The organism is Pseudonocardia sp. KRD291, from assembly GCF_019263595.1.
Classification (GTDB): domain Bacteria; phylum Actinomycetota; class Actinomycetes; order Mycobacteriales; family Pseudonocardiaceae; genus Pseudonocardia.
The window spans coordinates 1-15,969 of sequence record NZ_JADQDD010000023.1; the positions used below are offsets into that span (position 1 = coordinate 1).

The 15,969-nt window shown below is 73.1% G+C and carries 18 protein-coding genes; 15 read left to right on the forward strand and 3 right to left on the reverse strand.

All coding sequences use genetic code 11. The features are described from left to right. On the reverse strand, positions 1-1,490 hold a 1,490-nt coding region (locus I4I78_RS05785; RefSeq protein WP_218610148.1), incomplete at its 3' end, for an AMP-binding protein. 43 nt (positions 1,491-1,533) lie between these two features. Next, complete coding sequence (locus I4I78_RS05790; protein ID WP_218610149.1) at positions 1,534-2,340, reverse strand: SDR family NAD(P)-dependent oxidoreductase; 807 nt, start codon at positions 2,338-2,340, stop codon at positions 1,534-1,536. A gap of 170 nt (positions 2,341-2,510) precedes the next feature. Between I4I78_RS05790 and I4I78_RS05795 the strand changes: the two genes are divergently transcribed. The 12 genes from I4I78_RS05795 to I4I78_RS05850 all read left to right on the forward strand — a co-directional run bounded on the left by I4I78_RS05795 (position 2,511) and on the right by I4I78_RS05850 (position 12,697). Next, a complete protein-coding gene (locus I4I78_RS05795; protein ID WP_218610150.1) occupies positions 2,511-3,134 on the forward strand; it encodes a TetR/AcrR family transcriptional regulator in 624 nt (207 codons plus the stop codon). A 55-nt stretch (positions 3,135-3,189) separates the two neighbouring features. Further along, positions 3,190-4,194 (forward strand): amidohydrolase family protein, encoded by a 1,005-nt coding sequence (locus tag I4I78_RS05800; protein ID WP_218610151.1) that lies wholly within the window; start codon positions 3,190-3,192, stop codon positions 4,192-4,194. A gap of 225 nt (positions 4,195-4,419) precedes the next feature. Next, a complete protein-coding gene (locus tag I4I78_RS05805; protein ID WP_218610152.1) occupies positions 4,420-4,683 on the forward strand; it encodes a hypothetical protein in 264 nt (87 codons plus the stop codon). 276 nt (positions 4,684-4,959) lie between these two features. Further along, positions 4,960-5,163 carry a cold-shock protein gene (locus tag I4I78_RS05810; RefSeq protein ID WP_130291372.1) on the forward strand — a complete coding sequence of 68 codons (204 nt, stop codon included), beginning with the start codon at positions 4,960-4,962 and terminating at the stop codon, positions 5,161-5,163. A gap of 126 nt (positions 5,164-5,289) precedes the next feature. Continuing rightward, positions 5,290-6,333, forward strand: a complete 1,044-nt coding sequence (locus I4I78_RS05815; RefSeq protein ID WP_218610178.1) for an LLM class flavin-dependent oxidoreductase — start codon at positions 5,290-5,292, stop codon at positions 6,331-6,333. Positions 6,334-6,510: 177 nt separating this feature from the next. After that, positions 6,511-7,002, forward strand: a complete 492-nt coding sequence (locus I4I78_RS05820) for a Dps family protein (RefSeq protein ID WP_218610153.1) — start codon at positions 6,511-6,513, stop codon at positions 7,000-7,002. A 403-nt stretch (positions 7,003-7,405) separates the two neighbouring features. Next, complete coding sequence (locus tag I4I78_RS05825) at positions 7,406-8,290, forward strand: ABC transporter substrate-binding protein (protein ID WP_218610154.1); 885 nt, start codon at positions 7,406-7,408, stop codon at positions 8,288-8,290. Continuing rightward, positions 8,287-9,042: a trans-aconitate 2-methyltransferase gene (locus tag I4I78_RS05830; RefSeq protein ID WP_218610155.1), complete on the forward strand. Its 756-nt coding sequence runs from the start codon at positions 8,287-8,289 to the stop codon at positions 9,040-9,042. Before I4I78_RS05825 ends, I4I78_RS05830 begins: the two co-directional genes overlap by 4 nt. 61 nt (positions 9,043-9,103) lie before the next feature. Continuing rightward, a complete protein-coding gene (locus I4I78_RS05835; RefSeq protein WP_308251925.1) occupies positions 9,104-10,099 on the forward strand; it encodes an iron chelate uptake ABC transporter family permease subunit in 996 nt (331 codons plus the stop codon). Between the two features lie 2 nt (positions 10,100-10,101). Then, entirely contained in the window at positions 10,102-10,881 is a 780-nt protein-coding gene (locus I4I78_RS05840; protein WP_308251926.1) for an ABC transporter ATP-binding protein, read from the forward strand. Between the two features lie 103 nt (positions 10,882-10,984). Next, positions 10,985-11,923: an alpha/beta hydrolase gene (locus tag I4I78_RS05845; protein WP_218610158.1), complete on the forward strand. Its 939-nt coding sequence runs from the start codon at positions 10,985-10,987 to the stop codon at positions 11,921-11,923. Positions 11,924-12,124: 201 nt separating this feature from the next. Further along, entirely contained in the window at positions 12,125-12,697 is a 573-nt protein-coding gene (locus I4I78_RS05850) for a DUF1707 domain-containing protein (protein WP_218610159.1), read from the forward strand. Positions 12,698-12,732: 35 nt separating this feature from the next. On the opposite strand, the gene I4I78_RS05855 is transcribed toward I4I78_RS05850, so the two are convergent. After that, positions 12,733-13,365 carry a TetR/AcrR family transcriptional regulator gene (locus I4I78_RS05855; RefSeq protein ID WP_218610160.1) on the reverse strand — a complete coding sequence of 211 codons (633 nt, stop codon included), beginning with the start codon at positions 13,363-13,365 and terminating at the stop codon, positions 12,733-12,735. 108 nt (positions 13,366-13,473) lie between these two features. On the opposite strand from I4I78_RS05855, the gene I4I78_RS05860 reads away from it, so the two are divergent. The 3 genes from I4I78_RS05860 (at position 13,474) to I4I78_RS05870 (ending at position 15,912) form a co-directional block, all read left to right on the forward strand. Next, the gene (locus tag I4I78_RS05860; RefSeq protein WP_218610161.1) at positions 13,474-14,727 is read left to right on the forward strand and encodes an MFS transporter; all 1,254 of its coding nucleotides are present in this window, start codon (positions 13,474-13,476) and stop codon (positions 14,725-14,727) included. A 309-nt stretch (positions 14,728-15,036) separates the two neighbouring features. Next, positions 15,037-15,435, forward strand: coding sequence for a transglycosylase family protein (locus I4I78_RS05865; protein ID WP_218610162.1), 399 nt, complete (start codon positions 15,037-15,039; stop codon positions 15,433-15,435). A gap of 33 nt (positions 15,436-15,468) precedes the next feature. Then, complete coding sequence (locus tag I4I78_RS05870) at positions 15,469-15,912, forward strand: pyridoxamine 5'-phosphate oxidase family protein (protein WP_218610163.1); 444 nt, start codon at positions 15,469-15,471, stop codon at positions 15,910-15,912. Positions 15,913-15,969: the final 57 nt, after the last annotated feature.

Here is a 15,969-nt window from a genome sequence, read left to right on the forward strand (position 1 = left end):
TCCCAGAACTCGACCTGCTTCGGGGCCTTCACGCTGCCGATGCGTTCCTTCACGAACGCGGTCAGCTCGTGGGCGCCTACGGTGGCGCCGGGCTGTCGCTGCACGACCGCGGTGACGCGCTCGCCCCACTTGTCGTCCGGCAGCCCGACCACGGCGCAGTCGCGCACCGCGTCGTGGGCCATCAGCGCCTGCTCCACCTCGGCGGAGTAGACGTTGAACCCGCCGGTGATCACCATGTCCTTGGCGCGGTCGACGATGAACAGGAAGTTCTCCGCGTCCAGGTAGCCGATGTCGCCGGTGTGGTGCCAGCCGTGCGCGGAGACCTCCGCCGTCGCGTCCGGGTTCCGGTAGTAGCCGGCCATCACCAGCGACCCGCGGATCACGATCTCCCCGCGCTCGCCGGTCGGGAGCAGGTTCCCGTCGTCGTCCATGATCGCGACCGAGACCAGCGGCGACGGACGTCCTGCCGAGGACAGTCGCTCCACCGCCGCTGAGCCGTCGGCGCGCCGGTGCTGCGCCGGCGACATCGTCGAGACCATCATCGGTGCCTCGGACTGCCCGAACAGCTGCGCCATCGGCCCGATCCGCTCCAGCGCCTCCTCCAGCCGGACCGCCGACATCGGCGCCGCGCCGTACCAGAAGCACTGCAGCGCGGACAGGTCCGTGGAGTCCAGCGACTCGTGCCCGAGCACCATGTAGATCAGCGTCGGGGGCAGGAACGTGTGCGTCACGCGATGGCGCTGCGCGAGCGCCAGGAACGCCCCGACGTCCGGCTTCGCCATCACCACGACCTCGCCGCCGAGCGCGGTCACCGGGAAGCACAGCACCCCGGCCGCGTGCGTCAGCGGCGCCAGCGCCAGGTAGACCGGCCGCCCGTCGAACGGGTAGCTCATCAACGTGATCGCCGACATCGCCTCGAGGTTGCGGTCGGTGAGCATGACCCCCTTGGGACGCCCGGTCGTCCCGCCGGTGCCGACCAGCGCCACGACGTCGTCCGGCGGCGCCGCCTCGGCCGGCCCGTCGTCCGCCGCCGCGGCGAGCCACGACCCGAACTCGACCGACCCCGACGGCGCGTCGTCGGATCCCGGCCCGGCCGGCCCGGGGCCGAGCCGCACCAGCGTGCGCAGCTCCGGCAACGACGGCGCGATCTCGGCCACCAGGCCGTCGAAGGCGGGCTGGAAGATCAGCGCGGCGCAGTCGAAGAGCTCCAGGAGCTCCCGGTTCTCCGCCGCGCCGTTGCGCGGGTTGATCGGGCACCACACCGCCCCGGCCCGGGCGATCCCGAACACGCAGGAGAACGCCGTCGGGTCGTTCGCGGACAGGATGCCGACCTTGTCGCCGGGCCGGACGCCCGAGCGCCGCAGCGCCCGGGCGACCGAGTGGCTCAGGTCGACGACGTCGCCGTAGGACAGCGACACCCCGTCGAGGGTCAGGCAGGGGGCGTCGCGCCCGAGCGAGGCACCCTTGTCCAGGTAGTACGTCAGTGACATGGGAGAACCGGCCTCGTCTCGTCCGCTCGACCCGCCGGAGGTGTCACATACCCATTCCGCCGTCGACCGGCAGGCCGACGCCGTTGACGAACCGCGAGGCGTCGGAGGCCAGGAAGACCGCCGCGTCCGCGATGTCGGCGACCTCGCCGAGGCGACCGGACGGCGTCAGCTCGACGACCGCCCCGACCGCGGCCTCCGGGCTCTCGAACAGCCCCAGGCCGGACGTCTCGACGGCGAGCTTCACCCCCATGTCGGTGGCCACCAGGCCGGGGTAGATGCAGTTCACCCGCACCCCGTAGCCGAGCTTGCCGGACTCCATCGCCGCCACCCGGGTCAGCCGGTCGACGGCGGACTTGGTGCCGGAGTACCCGGAGATGGCCGGGAACGCGATGGTCGCGGCGACCGACGACATGTTGATCACCGAGCCGCCGTTGCCCGCCGCGCCGCCCGGGCGCATCGCGCGGAACGCGTGCTTGATGCCGAGCATCGTGCCCAGCACGTTGACCTCGAGCATCTTCCGGATCTCGTCCGGGTTCGTGTCGACCAGCAGCTCGGTGACCTCGATGCCGGCGTTGTTGACGACCACGTCCAGGCCGCCGAGCTCGGCGACGGTGTGCGCGACGGCGGACTCCCACTGCGCGTCGTCGGTGACGTCGAGGGCGACGAACCCGGCGCGGCCGCCGCCGTTCCCGGTGATCGTCGCGGCGGTCTGCTCACCCACGTCCTTCGACACGTCGGCCAGCATCACCTCCGCGCCCGCCGCGGCCATCGCCGTCGCCATTCCGGCCCCCAGGCCGCGTGCGCCGCCGGTGACGAGCACCTTCCGCCCGGTGAGTTCGAACGAGCTCATGAACTGTCCTTCCGTGACACGTCGATGTGGCCTCAGGAACCCTCGGCGAGTGAGGCGGAGCACAACCTGCCACGATCTCTGGACAGTCGTCAAGACAATCCTGGACGACTGTCCAGAAACAGCCGTCAGGGTCTATCGTCGTGGCCGACCCCGAGGACGAAGGGCCCACCGTGACCAGCACGACCGACCGGACCGACCGGATCTCGCGCCGGCAGGTCGACAAGTTCGAGGAACGCCGGCGCCAGCTCGCCGACGCCGCGCTGCAGACCCTGTCCGAGCTCGGCTACGCCCGGACCAGCCTGCGCGAGATCGCCCAGAACTCCGACTTCTCGCACGGGGTGCTGCACTACTACTTCCGGGACAAGGTCGAGCTGATCACCTACTGCGTCCGGCAGTACAAGGCGACCTGCGTGCTGCGCTACGACTCGATCGCGGCGACCGCCGCCGAGCCCGGGGCGCTGGCGGCCGCGTTCGGCGACGGGCTGGCCGCGACGCTCGTCTCCGACGCCCTGATGCACCGGCTCTGGTACGACCTGCGCTCGCAGTCGCTGTTCGAGGAGTCGTTCCGGGCCGACGTCGCCGAGATCGACTCCAGCCTCGAACGGATGATCTGGCGGATCGTCACGGCCTACTCCGGCCTGGTCGGCGCGCCGCCGTCGTGCACGTCCGCGTTCGCCTACGCCGCGTTCGACGGGCTGTTCCAGCAGGCCCTGCTGCGTCACCTCTCGGGCTCGGAGGACGCGCTCGACGACCTGCGCGCCGGGGCCCGGTCGCTGCTCCCGCGCCTGGTCTGAGCACCCGGGATCGCCTAGCGTCGAGGGTCCGCGCACGACGACGTCCGGAGGCCCGATGGCCGCGCACGACCCGACCGACCTGCCGGACGGCTTGATCGACGTGCACACGCACGGGATCGACCCCGACCTGCCGGACCTGTCCGCGCACCCCGGCCGCTGGCCGTCGGTGCGCCGCACGGGCGAGGGCACCGCGCAGATCCTGTTCGACGGCCGGGTCTACCGGGAGATCGACGACCGGTGCTGGGCGCCGCAGCGGCGGCTGCGCGACATGGACGACGAGGGCGTCGCCGCGCAGCTCGTCTCGCCGATCCCGGTGACCCTGTGCCACGACCAGCCGGCCGCGGGCGCCGCCGTGCTGGCCGCCGCGCAGAACGAGTTCCTCGCCGGCCTCACCGCGGCCGCACCGGGACGTCTGTACGGGCTCGGCGCCGTCCCGTTGCAGGACGTCGACGCGTCGGTGCGCGAGCTGCGCCGCTGCGTGGAGGATCTCGGCTTCCTCGGCGTCGAGATCGGCACCCGCGCCGGCGAGGTCGAGCTGGCCGACGAGCGCCTGGACCCGTTCTTCGACGCCGCCGCCGAGCTCGGTGCGTTCGTGCTCGTGCACCCGGTGGACCTGACGCTCGACCCGCGCCTGGCCGCGCTCGGCGTCGGGTTCGGGCTGGGCATGCCGTCGGAGACCGCGGTGGCCGCAGCCGGTCTGATCACCGGGCGCCCGCGGCGTCCGGGTGTGCGCCTGTGCCTGGCGCACGGCGGCGGGGCCCTGCCCGGGATCCTGCCGCGTCTCGACCGCGGTGCCGTGCTGGCCGGGCGGACCGGGCCGAGCCCGGGGGAGCGGGCCCGGGAGCTGTGGTGCGACTCGCTGACCTACGACTCCGCGAGCCTGGAGCTGGCCGTCACCCGCTTCGGCGCCGGGCACGTCCTGGCCGGTACCGACTACCCGTTCGCGGCCCGCGAGTCCCCGGCCGGGGCCGTGCTCGCCGACCTCGACCCGGCACTGGCGGCGGCGATCGGGCGGGAGAACGCCGCGTCGCTGCTCGGCGGAACCGTCCGCGGGGCGTGACCGCCCGGACGGCGACACGCCGATAGCGGTGGGGCGGACCGTGTCCGCCCCACCGCGTCATCCGTGCCGCACGGACGTCACTTCTTCTTCTTCTTGCCCTTCTTGTCCTTCTTCTTCTTGCCCATGCCGTCACCTCCCCGATACCGTTCCGTGAACATCGTCAACCAGGTATTGACTGAAGTCAACATATCATTGACGGACACGGTGTCAAGCTAGGATTGACGGATGGCGGCACGGGGTTCGGTCGAGCGGGTGGCGCATGCGGTCGCCGAGGTCGAGGCGGCGACGAAGCCCACGGCCGTGCTGGAGGCCGCCCGACGCCTGCGCGAGGCGGCCGAGGACCTCGAGTTCACCGCCGTCGAGGAAGCGCGCCAGACCGGCACGACCTGGACCCGGATCGGCGAGCTCTACGGCACCAGCAAGCAGGGTGTGCAGCAGCGTTTCGGCGGGGTGGCGCGGCGCAGGCGGTTCGCGGAGCCGGCCGACTGAGCAGTGTCGCGGATCCCGTGGGAGACGCGCCGGGGCATGCCGCTCACAGCGCCGTCACCACCTGCGGTGATGCCGTCCACCGACCCGGCCCCACATCGGACGCCAGGATGTGGTTGGCTGATCGTGGTCGTTCGGTTTCGGTGTTCGTGTTTTGCACGCGCGGGGACAGCTCGGTGGTGTAGTGGACGAGGGCACAGAGTGCTCGTCCGCCCCGCCGGGTTCGGCCGGCAACCCGCACAGTGCGGGGCGCCACCACCTGCGAGGAGCAGAGAAGACATGACTCAGGGCACTGTGAAGTGGTTCAACGGCGAGAAGGGCTTCGGCTTCATCGCTCCCGACGACGGCTCCGCGGACGTCTTCGTCCACTACTCGGAGATCGACGCGTCGGGCTTCCGTAGCCTGGACGAGGGCCAGAAGGTCGAGTTCGAGGTGGGTCAGGGCCAGAAGGGCCCGCAGGCCCAGGGCGTTCGCGTCATCTGAGCTGACTGAAGCTCACAGAGCCCGTCTCCCCTCCGGGGGAGGCGGGCTCTGTGCTGTTCCGGGGTCCCGTGCCCGGGCGACACGTGGGTCCTTCTGTGCAACTCTGGCCCGGTGACCCGCCCCGTGATGCGCACCGCGACCACGATCGAGGCCTCCGGCGGGGACTGGCGGGAGACCGTCGAGTTCGTCCGGGAGGCGGAGGGGCTGGGCCTCGACGTCTGCTGGGTCGCCGAGGCGTGGGGGTCGGACGCCCCGTCCGCGCTGGGCTACCTGGCCGCGCGGACCGAGCGGATCCTGCTCGGGTCCGGGGTCATCCAGGTCGGCACCCGCAGCCCGGTCGCGATCGCGCAGGCCGCGCTGACGCTGGCCGACATGTCGCAGGGCCGGTTCCTGCTCGGCCTCGGCCCGTCCGGGCCGCAGGTGATCGAGGGGCTGCACGGGGTGGCGTTCGCGAAGCCGCTGACCCGCACCCGCGAGACGGTCGAGGTGATCCGGGCGGCGATGGCCGGGGAGAAGGTCTCCTACTCCGGCGAGACCGTCGCGATCCCGCGCCCCGGCGGCGAGGGCCGTCCGATGCGGCTGTCGTCCGCGCCGAACCCGGACATCCCGATCTACCTGGCCACGATGTCGCCGCGGATGTTGGCCCTGACCGGCCGGGTCGCCGACGGCTGGCTGGGCACCAGCTTCGTCCCGGAGGGCGCCGAGGCCTACTTCTCGCACCTCGACCGCGGCCTGGCCGAGGCCGGGCGCGCCCGCGCGGACCTCGACGTCTGCCAGGGCGCGGAGGTCGCGTTCGCCGCCGACGCCGGTGAGCTCGCCGCGATGGTCGCCGAACGCAGGAAGGGGCTCGCGTTCAGCCTCGGCGGGATGGGCACGGCGGGCACGAACTTCTACCACGACGCCTACAGCCGCCAGGGCTGGTCGGAGCGGGCCGAGGCGGTCCGGGAGCGCTGGCAGGGCGGCGACCGCGACGGCGCCGCGGCACTGGTCACCGACGAGATGGTGTTGGGCACGACGCTGATCGGCACCGAGGAGATGGTCGCCGCACGGCTGCGCGTGTGGCGCGACGCCGGCGTCGACACCGTCCGCCTCTACCCGGCGGGCGACACCCTCGACGCGCGCCTGCAGACCCTCGCGCGCGCGGTCGCCCTCGTGCACGCGCTGTCCTGAGCGGTCCGGGGGCAGACACACCCAGGTCAGGCACGCCTTCACGGGTGCGTGACGGGTCACTTCCGGGTGTGCGGCGGGCCCGAACGGGAATCCCGGAGGGGTACCGGACGCTGTACCCGGTGTGCCGCGCCGCAGATCCGGTGCGCGCCGAACGACGCACGGAAGGAGCCACTCACCATGGCTGCACCCATCACGAGCCCGCTCGACGACGGCGCCCGCGACATCACCGGTCGCGCGCTGCAGGACACCGTCGTGGACCTGGTCGACCTGTCGCTGGTCGCCAAGCAGGCGCACTGGAACCTGGTCGGCCGCCAGTTCCGCGACGTGCACCTGCACCTCGACGAGCTGGTCGACACCGCCCGGACCCACACCGACAACGCCGCCGAGCGTGCGGCCGCGATCGGTGTCTCCCCGGACGGACGGTCCACCACGGTCGCGAAGACCACCGGCATCCCGGAGTTCCCGGAGGGCTGGGTCTCCGACCGCGACACCGTCGTCACCATCTTCGAGGCCGTCGACGCGGCGGTGCGCCGCCTGCGCCCGCGGATCGAGGAGACCGACAAGACCGATCCGGTCACCCAGGACCTGTTCATCGAGATCGCCCGCGCGCTCGAGGAGGCCCGCTGGATGTGGCAGGCGCAGGCCGCCGGCTACACCCAGGACGCCTGACCAGGTTCCCCACCGTCTGATCGGCGGACCCGAACGGCCCCGGACCACGACCTGGTCCGGGGCCGTTCCGCGTCGGTGTGGTGTCGCCGCACTCGGACAGGGTGAACAGGGGAGCGCGGCGTTCGAACCTCGTGATCGTTCGCAGCATCACATCCACCTGGGCGACCCATCGCCTAGTCTATCGATATCGATAGTCATTTGCGTCGTGGTGGTCCACGACGCGGAAAGGTGAGCCGTGATGGCTGTGACCGGGCAACCGTCCCGCGGATCCGAGCGCGACCGGGGGCGGGTGCTCCTGCGCCGGGCGAGAGGGGCAGCGTGTGCCGCGGTGGGACTCGCCGTGCTCGCGGGGTGCGCCTCGGCGGACACTCAAGCGCCCGGCGCAGGGACGCGTGCGTCGACGGTGGAGTCCTGTGGCCGCCCCCTGGAGATTTCGAGCCCGCCGCAGCGCGCGGTCACACTGGAGCAGAACGCCACCGAGATACTGCTCGCGCTGGGGCTGGCCGACCGGATGGTGGGCACGAGCTACCAGACCGACCCGGTTCTCCCGGAGTACGCACCGGCCTACGAGCGGGTCCCGGTACTCGCGTCGCTCTACCCCTCACGGGAGGCGGTACTGGACGCGGCCCCGGACTTCACCTACTCGACGCTGTCCTCGGCCTACGCCCCGGACGCGGCCGGTAGCCGGGCCGATCTCGCCGCACTCGGCGTTCCCGCCTACCTGTCCCGGCACGACTGTGACGACACCTCTCGTCCGTCCGAGCCCCCCGACTTCGACTCCATCGCCGAAGAGATCACCGAGCTCGGACGGGTCTTCGACGTCCCGGACCGGGCCGCCGCACTCGTCGCCACCCAACGCGCACGGGTGCAGGCCGCGACCGAGGCTGCCGCGAGCACCGACGACGGTCGCACGGTGATGTGGTTCTACTCCGGCACCACGACCCCCGCCCTGGCCGGTGGTGCCGGGCTGCCGCAGAGCATGAGCTCGATGCTCGGTCTGCGGAACGTCTTCGACGACTCCGCCCGGAGCTGGGTCGAGGGCAACTGGGAGGAGGTCGCCGCCCGGGACCCCGACGTCATCGTCCTGGCCGACCTGACTCGCGGCGGTGACGGCGACAGCGCCGCCGCCAAGGCCGACTTCCTGCGGTCGGACCCCGTCACATCGCAACTGTCCGCGGTCCGGTCCGGTGCGATCGTCACCGTCCCCGGATCGGCCATGGACCCATCCATCCGCAGCGTCTCGGCCCTCGAGGCGCTCGCCACCGGCCTCAGGGAGCCCACCTCGTGAACACCGTCCTCACCGATCCGTACCGGGACCTGCTGGCGCGCTGGGAGGCGCAGCAGACCGCCTACGTCGCCCACCGGGAGGCGCGGTTCGACGCGATGCTCGACGTGCTCGAGCTGCGCGGTCACACTGCACCGACCGTGCTCGATCTCGCCTGCGGGCCCGGCTCGATCACAGACCGGGTGCTGACCCGGTTCCCCGGGGCCTCGGTGGTCGCGGTCGACTTCGACCCCGTCCTGCTATGCCTCGCCGCCCGGGTGTTCGGTGACCGGGCAACCGTTCTGGACGTGGACCTCGCCCGGCCGGGGTGGTCGCGCACCCTCGCCGGCCACACCTTCGACGCCGTCCTCAGCTCGACCGCGCTGCACTGGCTCGCGCCGGCGCAGCTGTTGGGCGCCTACACGGAACTGGCTCAGCTGCTGGAGCCGGAGGCGGTACTGCTCAACGCCGACCACCTGCGCTACGACGACCGTGATCCGATGCTGCGCTCGCTGTCGGCCGAGCACGACCGCCGCTGGCAGCGCACCCATTTCGCTGCCGGGGCGCAGAGCTGGGACCAATGGTGGGCCGACGCCGAGCAGCTCCCCGACCTGGCCGAGCGGATGGCCGACCGCCGGGACAGGTTCGCCGACCGGCCACCACAGCCGGACGCCCCACTGCACTTCCACCTGTCCGCGCTACGCACGGCGGGCTTCGCCGAGGCCGCAACAGTGTGGCAGTACCTCGACGACTATGTCGTCCTCGCGCGTCGTTGAGCTGCGCGGGGAGCGCGCCGCCACCGTTGGTCGCTCCTCCTGTCAGCACGGACACCGCCGGGTGGCGCTGGTGTTCACCGGTGTCACCGTCCTGCTCGCGGCGAGCGCGGCCGTTGCCGTCACCCTCGGCTCCGCCGACCTGTCCGTAGCCGACGTCGCCCGCTCGGTCGGTTTCCACCTCGGACTCCCGGTCCAGGGACTGCCCCCGCTGCAGGACGGCATCATCACCCGACTCCGGATGCCGCGGGTCCTGCTCGCCGTTCTCGTCGGCGCCGGACTCGCGGTGTGCGGCGTGGTGTTGCAGGCTCTCACCGGGAACCCGTTGGCCGACCCGTACCTGCTCGGGATCTCCTCCGGCGCCTCGACCGGCGCGGTCGCGGTGGTGGTACTCGGGTTGGGTGGCACCGCGCTCGCTCTCCCCGGTGGCGCCTTCGTCGGTGGTCTCGTCGCGTTCGGGCTGGTGCTGGCACTCGTGGGGCCGAACCTGAACTCGTCGACCCAGGTGGTGTTGGCCGGGGTCGCGGCCTCCCAGCTGTTCTCCGCGCTCACCAGCCTGGTCGTCGTGGCCGCGGCCGACGCCGACACGACCCGCAGCCTCACCTTCTGGCTGCTGGGCTCACTCGCGGCCGCGAACTGGGCCGCGGTGTACACCGGCGCGCTGGTGGCGCTCGCCGTGGTGATCCTCTGCCTGGCCGCAGCCCCGACCCTGGACGCGTTCGCCTTCGGCAGCGAGTCCGCAGCCACCCTGGGGGTCCGGCCGGGCCGGGCGAGGCTCGTGCTGTTCACCGCGACCGCGCTCATCGCGGCCGTACTCGTCGCGGCCAGCGGGGCCATCGGCTTCGTCGGGCTCGTCGTGCCGCACCTCGCCCGCCATCTGATCGGCAGCGGGCACCGCAGACTGCTGCCACTGTCCGCGCTGCTCGGCGCGGTGTTCCTGGTATGGGCCGACACCGGCGCACGCACCCTGTTCGCCCCGACCGACGTCCCGGTCGGCGTCATCACGGCCCTGGTCGGCGTACCGGTGTTCGCCGTCGTCCTGCGCCGGTTGAGGAGCTGAGCGTGAGCCTGCGCATCCGCGACATCCGCTGCAGCCACCAGGGCCACGTGGTGCTCGACGGTATCGATCTCGACGTCGCCGACAGCGGCTTCCTGGGTCTGCTCGGCCCCAACGGGTCCGGCAAGTCGACACTGCTGCGGGTCCTCGCGGGCCTACACCGCCCGGACCGGGGCGAGGTCCTGCTCGACGGCGCCCCACTGACCGCGTCCGCACGCCAGGACGTGGCTCGCCGGGTCGCACTGCTGGCCCAGGACAACGTCGCAGGCGTCGACATGACGGTGCTCGACGTGGTGTTGCTCGCACGGATCCCGCACCGCGACCGTTGGGGCCGCAGCGGCGCCGACGACGTCCGGCACGCCGAGACCGCCCTCGCCGACCTGGACGTCGCGCATCTGCGGGGTCGTCGCTGGTCGACGCTCTCGGGAGGGGAACGCCAACGGGTCTCCATCGCCCGCACGCTCGCCCAGGACGCCCCGCACCTGCTGCTGGACGAACCCACCAACCATCTCGACATCGGACAGCAGCTGCACGTGCTGCAGTTGCTCGCCGCGTCACCGGGCACCGTGGTCGCCGCCCTGCACGACATCAACCTCGCCGTCCGCTACTGCGACACCGTCGCCCTCCTGCACGGGGGGTCCCTGCGAGCGGTCGGTTCCCCGGCCGAGGTCCTCACTGCCGCTGCGTTGCGAGAGGTGTACGGGGTGGAGGCCGATGTGGTCGAAGGGCCCCGGGGGACGTTGCGCCTCGACCTCCACCCGTCCGCGGCCGTCGCACACCGGTGATTCGCCGGAGGGGCTGCCCAGCGCCTGCCCGGCAGGTGCTCCTCCGCTGCCGTCCGCTGGTGCATGATCGGCACGGGAGCCCCGATCCGGAAGGAGGTCCGAGGTGCCGCTGCACCCGCAGGCCGAAGCGCTGTTGAGACAGATGGCCGAGCAGGGCATGCCCTCTCCGGAGAGCATGACCGTCGCGCAGAACCGGGCGATGATGGGCGACCTGGGTGAGCTCGCCGGCCCTCCCGAGCAGGTCGCGCGGGTCGAGGACGCCACCGCGCCCGGCCCCGGCGGGGACATCCCGGTCCGGGTCTACGTGCCGTCGGTCCCCGGGTCGACCGGGCCCCTCCCGACGCTCGTGTACTTCCACGGCGGCGGATGGGTGATCGGCGACCTGGACACCCACGACGGCGTCTGCCGCTCGCTGGCCAACCGCGCCGGCGCCGTCGTCGCCGCCGTGGGCTACCGGCTCGCTCCCGAGCACCGGTTCCCGGCCGCCGTCGACGACGCCTACGCCGCGGTCGTCTGGGCCTCGACCGCGATCGCCGGGTACGGCGGCGACCCCGCGCGCCTGGCCGTCGGCGGGGACAGCGCGGGCGGCAACCTGGCCGCCGTCGTCTCGCAGACCGCCCGGGACTCCGGCGGGCCCGCGATCGGGTTCCAGCTGCTGCTCTACCCGGTCACCGACCGCCACGACGACAGCCCGTCGATGAAGCAGAACGCCAGGGGGCCGATGCTCTCCCGGGCCTGGATGGAGTGGTTCACCGGCTTCTACCAGTCCGGCCCGGACGACGGCATGGACCCGCGGATGTCCCCGGCCCGTGCCGCGGACCTGTCCGGCCTGCCGCCGGCGCTCGTCGTCACCGCGGAGCTCGACCCGCTGCGCGACCAGGGCGTGGCGTACGCGGCGAAGCTGGCCGGGGCCGGGGTGGCCACCGAGCACCTGCCGGTCGACGGTGTGTTCCACGGCTTCATCCAGATGGCCGGTGTGCTCGACCCCGCCCGGGAGGTGCTCGAGCACGCCGGAAGAGCCCTGCGGGCCGCGCTGGCCTGAGCGCCCGGGTCACGGCGCGGCCGGGATCGTCGGCGACTCCGCCGGGGCCCTGCGCCAGCAGCTCGCCGACGGCGCGATGCACCGACGCGCGGACCCGATCGACCGAAAGGACGAGTACCCGGCCGGGGAATGGGACCTGTGGTCGAGGTGGGCGACGCCGTGCCGGTGCGATCGTCACCGTATGAGGACGGGACGAACGTGATGAGCACCGGTAGCGGAGACCGAGCCCCGACGGCTGAACTCTCGACCGCTGACATCTCGACCGCGGCGACCGAGGTGGGTTCCGGCGGGGCCTGGAGCGAGGTCCGGGTGGCCGACCGGGACCGGGCCAATGCCGAGCGCCTGCTGGGGGAGCACACGACGGCCGGCCGGCTGCTCGCCCCGGAGTACGCCGAGCGGGCGACGCAGGCGATGTCGGCCCGCACCCGCGGTGAGATCGTGATGCTGTTCTCCGACCTGCCCTGCCCACATCCGCGGTTCGACGGATCGCGGCCCGCCGAGCCGGGCGCCGTGCCCGAGCGGGACGAGTTCCGGGCCGGCGACCCCGCCCGGCACGCCTCCGCGGGCCGCCCTACGCTCTCGCCCGGACAGCGGCGGCACCTGCGCTACGGGGCCATCGCCGTGGTCGGGTCCTGCGCGGTGGTCGGGGCCGGGGCCGGCCTGGTGCTGAGCATCCAGGCCCCGGGCGTGCTCGTGCTCGCCCTCGCCGTCGTCGCGGCCGTGTACGGAGTCCTGGTGCTGGCCGGCGTGGCCTCTCGGGGCGGCGGCGAGTAGGTCGGGCAATCCCGGCCGGTTCGGACCGGGCCGGGTCAGCCGCGTCCGGCGAGCAGGCGACCCACCAGGCCGCGGGCCCAGCCGGGCTCGCCGGGGCGCGCGGTGAACACCGCCCGGTAGTAGAGCGGGCCGAGCAGCGCGTCGGCAGCCTCGTCGGTGCTCGGCACGGTCGCGGGGTCGCCTCCGGGTCCACGGTCGGATCCGTCGTCGGGGCCGCCGCGGGCGCGCTCGCGTTCCAGCATCGCGGTGAGCTGCTCGTGTCGGTCGGCGACGCAGGCGTCCCCACCGTCCGGCCCGGCGGCGCCGACGGCCGCGCGCATCAGCGCCAGCACGTCCGGGTCGGCCAGGTCGATGGCGACGTCGGTGGCCCAGCGCTCCAGGTCCCCGCGCAGGGACCCGGTGTCCGGCACGACGATGTCGCCGCTGAACCGGCTGGCCGCGACGTCGGCGAGCAGCTCGGCGAGCGTGGGCCAGCGGCGGTAGACCGTCGTCGGGTGCACGCCGGCTCGGGTCGCGACGGCCGGGATGGTCAGCGACTCCGCCGGGGCCTGCGCCAGCAGCTCGCCCACGGCGCGGTGCACCGACGCTCGGACCCTGGCCGACCGTCCGCCCGGCCGCGGCCGCGGCGTCGCGCCGGCCTCCCGCGTGCTGTGTTGCGACGTCGTCATGTCGCGCTCCTCTCGCCGGGGCGGGAATAGCTCCGCTAACGCAGTGATTGTTGCGATCAGGGTGCTACCGTGCCCTTAACGCAACGATACCTGCACCAAGGAGCTTCGATGTCCGCCCCAGCACTCCGGGTCCGGCTCTCCCGGCCGGTCGCGTTCGCCGCGGTGGCGACGATCTTCGTCTGGTTCCTGGCCGCGTCCAGCGCGCCGTCCCCGCTCTACGTCGTCTACCAGCAGCGGTTCACCTTCACCGAGTTCACACTGACGCTGGTCTTCGCGGTGTACGTGCTCGCGCTGATCGCCGCGCTACTGGTGGTCGGCGCGCTGTCGGACCACCTCGGGCGCCGTCCGGTGATCGTCGGAGCGATCGTGCTGGAGGCCGTGTCGCTGGTGCTGTTCCTGACCGCCGACGGCGTCGGGGCGCTGCTGGTGGCCCGGATCGTGCAGGGCGTCGCGACCGGCGCGGCGACGACGACGCTGCCCGCCACGCTCGTCGACCTCGACCCGCCGCACGCCCGCGGGCGGGCCGGTCTGATCAACGGCGTCGCGCCGCTGGCCGGGCTCGGGCTCGGCGCGCTGGGCTGCGGGGCGCTCGTCGAGTTCGGCCCGGCCCCGACCCGGCTGGTCTGGGTGATCCTGCTGGCCGGCATGGTCCTGGCCGCCCTGGCCGCCGCGTTCATGCCGGAGACGATCACGCGCCGGCCGGGCGCGCTCGCGTCGCTGCGGCCGCGGGTCGGGGTGCCGGCGCGGATCCGCGGCGAGTTCGCCGCGATCGTGCCGGTGCTGCTGGCCAGCTGGGCGCTCGGCGGGCTCTACCTCTCGCTCGGGCCGTCGGTGGCCGCGAACCTGTTCGAGCTGCGCAACCACCTCATCGGCGGTCTGGTCGTGACGATGCTGTGCGGCACCGGCGCGCTGACCGCGTTCCTGCTGCGCGGGCGCGAGCCCGGCCGGGTCCTCCCGGGCGCAGCGACCGGGCTCGCGCTCGGCACGGTGGTCACGCTGGTCGGGGTCGCGCTCACCGGGCCGGGCGCCGGCGCCGGACCGGCGGTCCTGGCCGGGGTCGGGACACTCGTCGCCGGGGTCGGGTTCGGGGCGGCCGCGTACGGCACGTTCGGCACCCTGGCCCGGATCGCCGCGCCGCACGAGCGCGGCGAGCTGTTCGCGACCACCTACACGCTGGCCTACCTCGCGTTCAGCGTGCCGGCCGTCGTCGCGGGGGTCTCCGCGACGGTCGCCGGGCTGAGGGTCACCGCCGAGGTCTACGGCCTGGTGGTGGTGCTGCTCGCACTGTCCGCGCTGGTGGCCGGGCGGACGGTGGCCCGGCGGCGTCCGGTCGCGGAGGCGGGCGTCGGTTCGCCGACCTGAGTCGAGGGGTACCGGCGCCGTCGCCGCCGGGCGAATGCCGGGCCGATATGCCCGGTGACGTGTGCGCGCGGCGGGCGGTCACCCGGAACGGTGACGACGGCGCCACGACCGTTCGGACGAGTACGCAGCGATAAGCGTTAGCCCGTTCGCCGTTGATCGCGAGCGGTTGACCATTCGGCGCGACGCTGCGTCACGAGGGCAACTCGACTTGTCACCGACTATCTCGGAATGGTTACGGTGCCTCGCGTCGATCCGCTCCCCCTCGGGTTCGGCGAGAACTGCTCCCCTGACAGGTTCGGAGATCTCCTCATGGCTGGACGGCACCGCAAGCCCACGAACACCGGCCGACGCGTCGCCCGCGCCGGTGCGATGACCGCGATGGCGGCAGCCCCGCTGGGCATCGCCGGGACCGCGATGGCCGCGCCGGCACCGGACGCGGCCTCGGCCCCGTCCGCCGAGAAGTCCGCGACCTGGGACAAGCTCGCGCACTGCGAGAGCACCGGGAACTGGGACGCCGACACCGGCAACGGCTTCAAGGGCGGCCTGCAGTTCACGCCGTCGACCTGGAAGCGCTTCGGAGGCACCGAGCACGCGCCGACGGCCGACCAGGCCACCCGCGAGCAGCAGATCGAGGTGGCCAAGGAGGTCAAGGAGGAGCAGGGCTGGAAGGCGTGGCCGGCCTGCACGAAGAAGCTCGGCTGGCGCTGAGCCGTTCGTCCTCCACGGGTGCACACTCGGCACGTGAGCCCTGATCTCGAACCGGTCCGCCGCATCGTCACCGCAGAGCACGGCCTGTGCTCGGTGAGCGTGGTGCGGGCCGACGGCGCCCCGCACTCCTCGCTGGTCAACGCCGGTGTGCTGGACCATCCGATCACCGGCGAGCCGGTCGTCGGGTACGTGACCTACGGGCCGGTCAAGCTGCGCACGCTGCGGGCGCGGCCGGCCACCTCGATCCTCTGGCGCGCCGGGTGGCGCTGGGCCGCCGTCGACGGCACCAGCGAGCTGATCGGCCCGGACGACCCCGCCGACGGGGTCGACGCCGAGGGCCTGCGCCTTCTGCTGCGCGCGGTGTTCGTCTCCGCGGGTGGCACCCACGACGACTGGGACGCCTACGACGCCGCGATGCGTTCCGAGGGCCGCGTCGCCGTCCTGGTCCGCCCGGCAAAGGTCTACGGCAACCACTAGATCCGGTTCGCCGGGTTCGTCCCGCCGCTCGGCGCGCGGACCGCCCCGTGTGAGCTG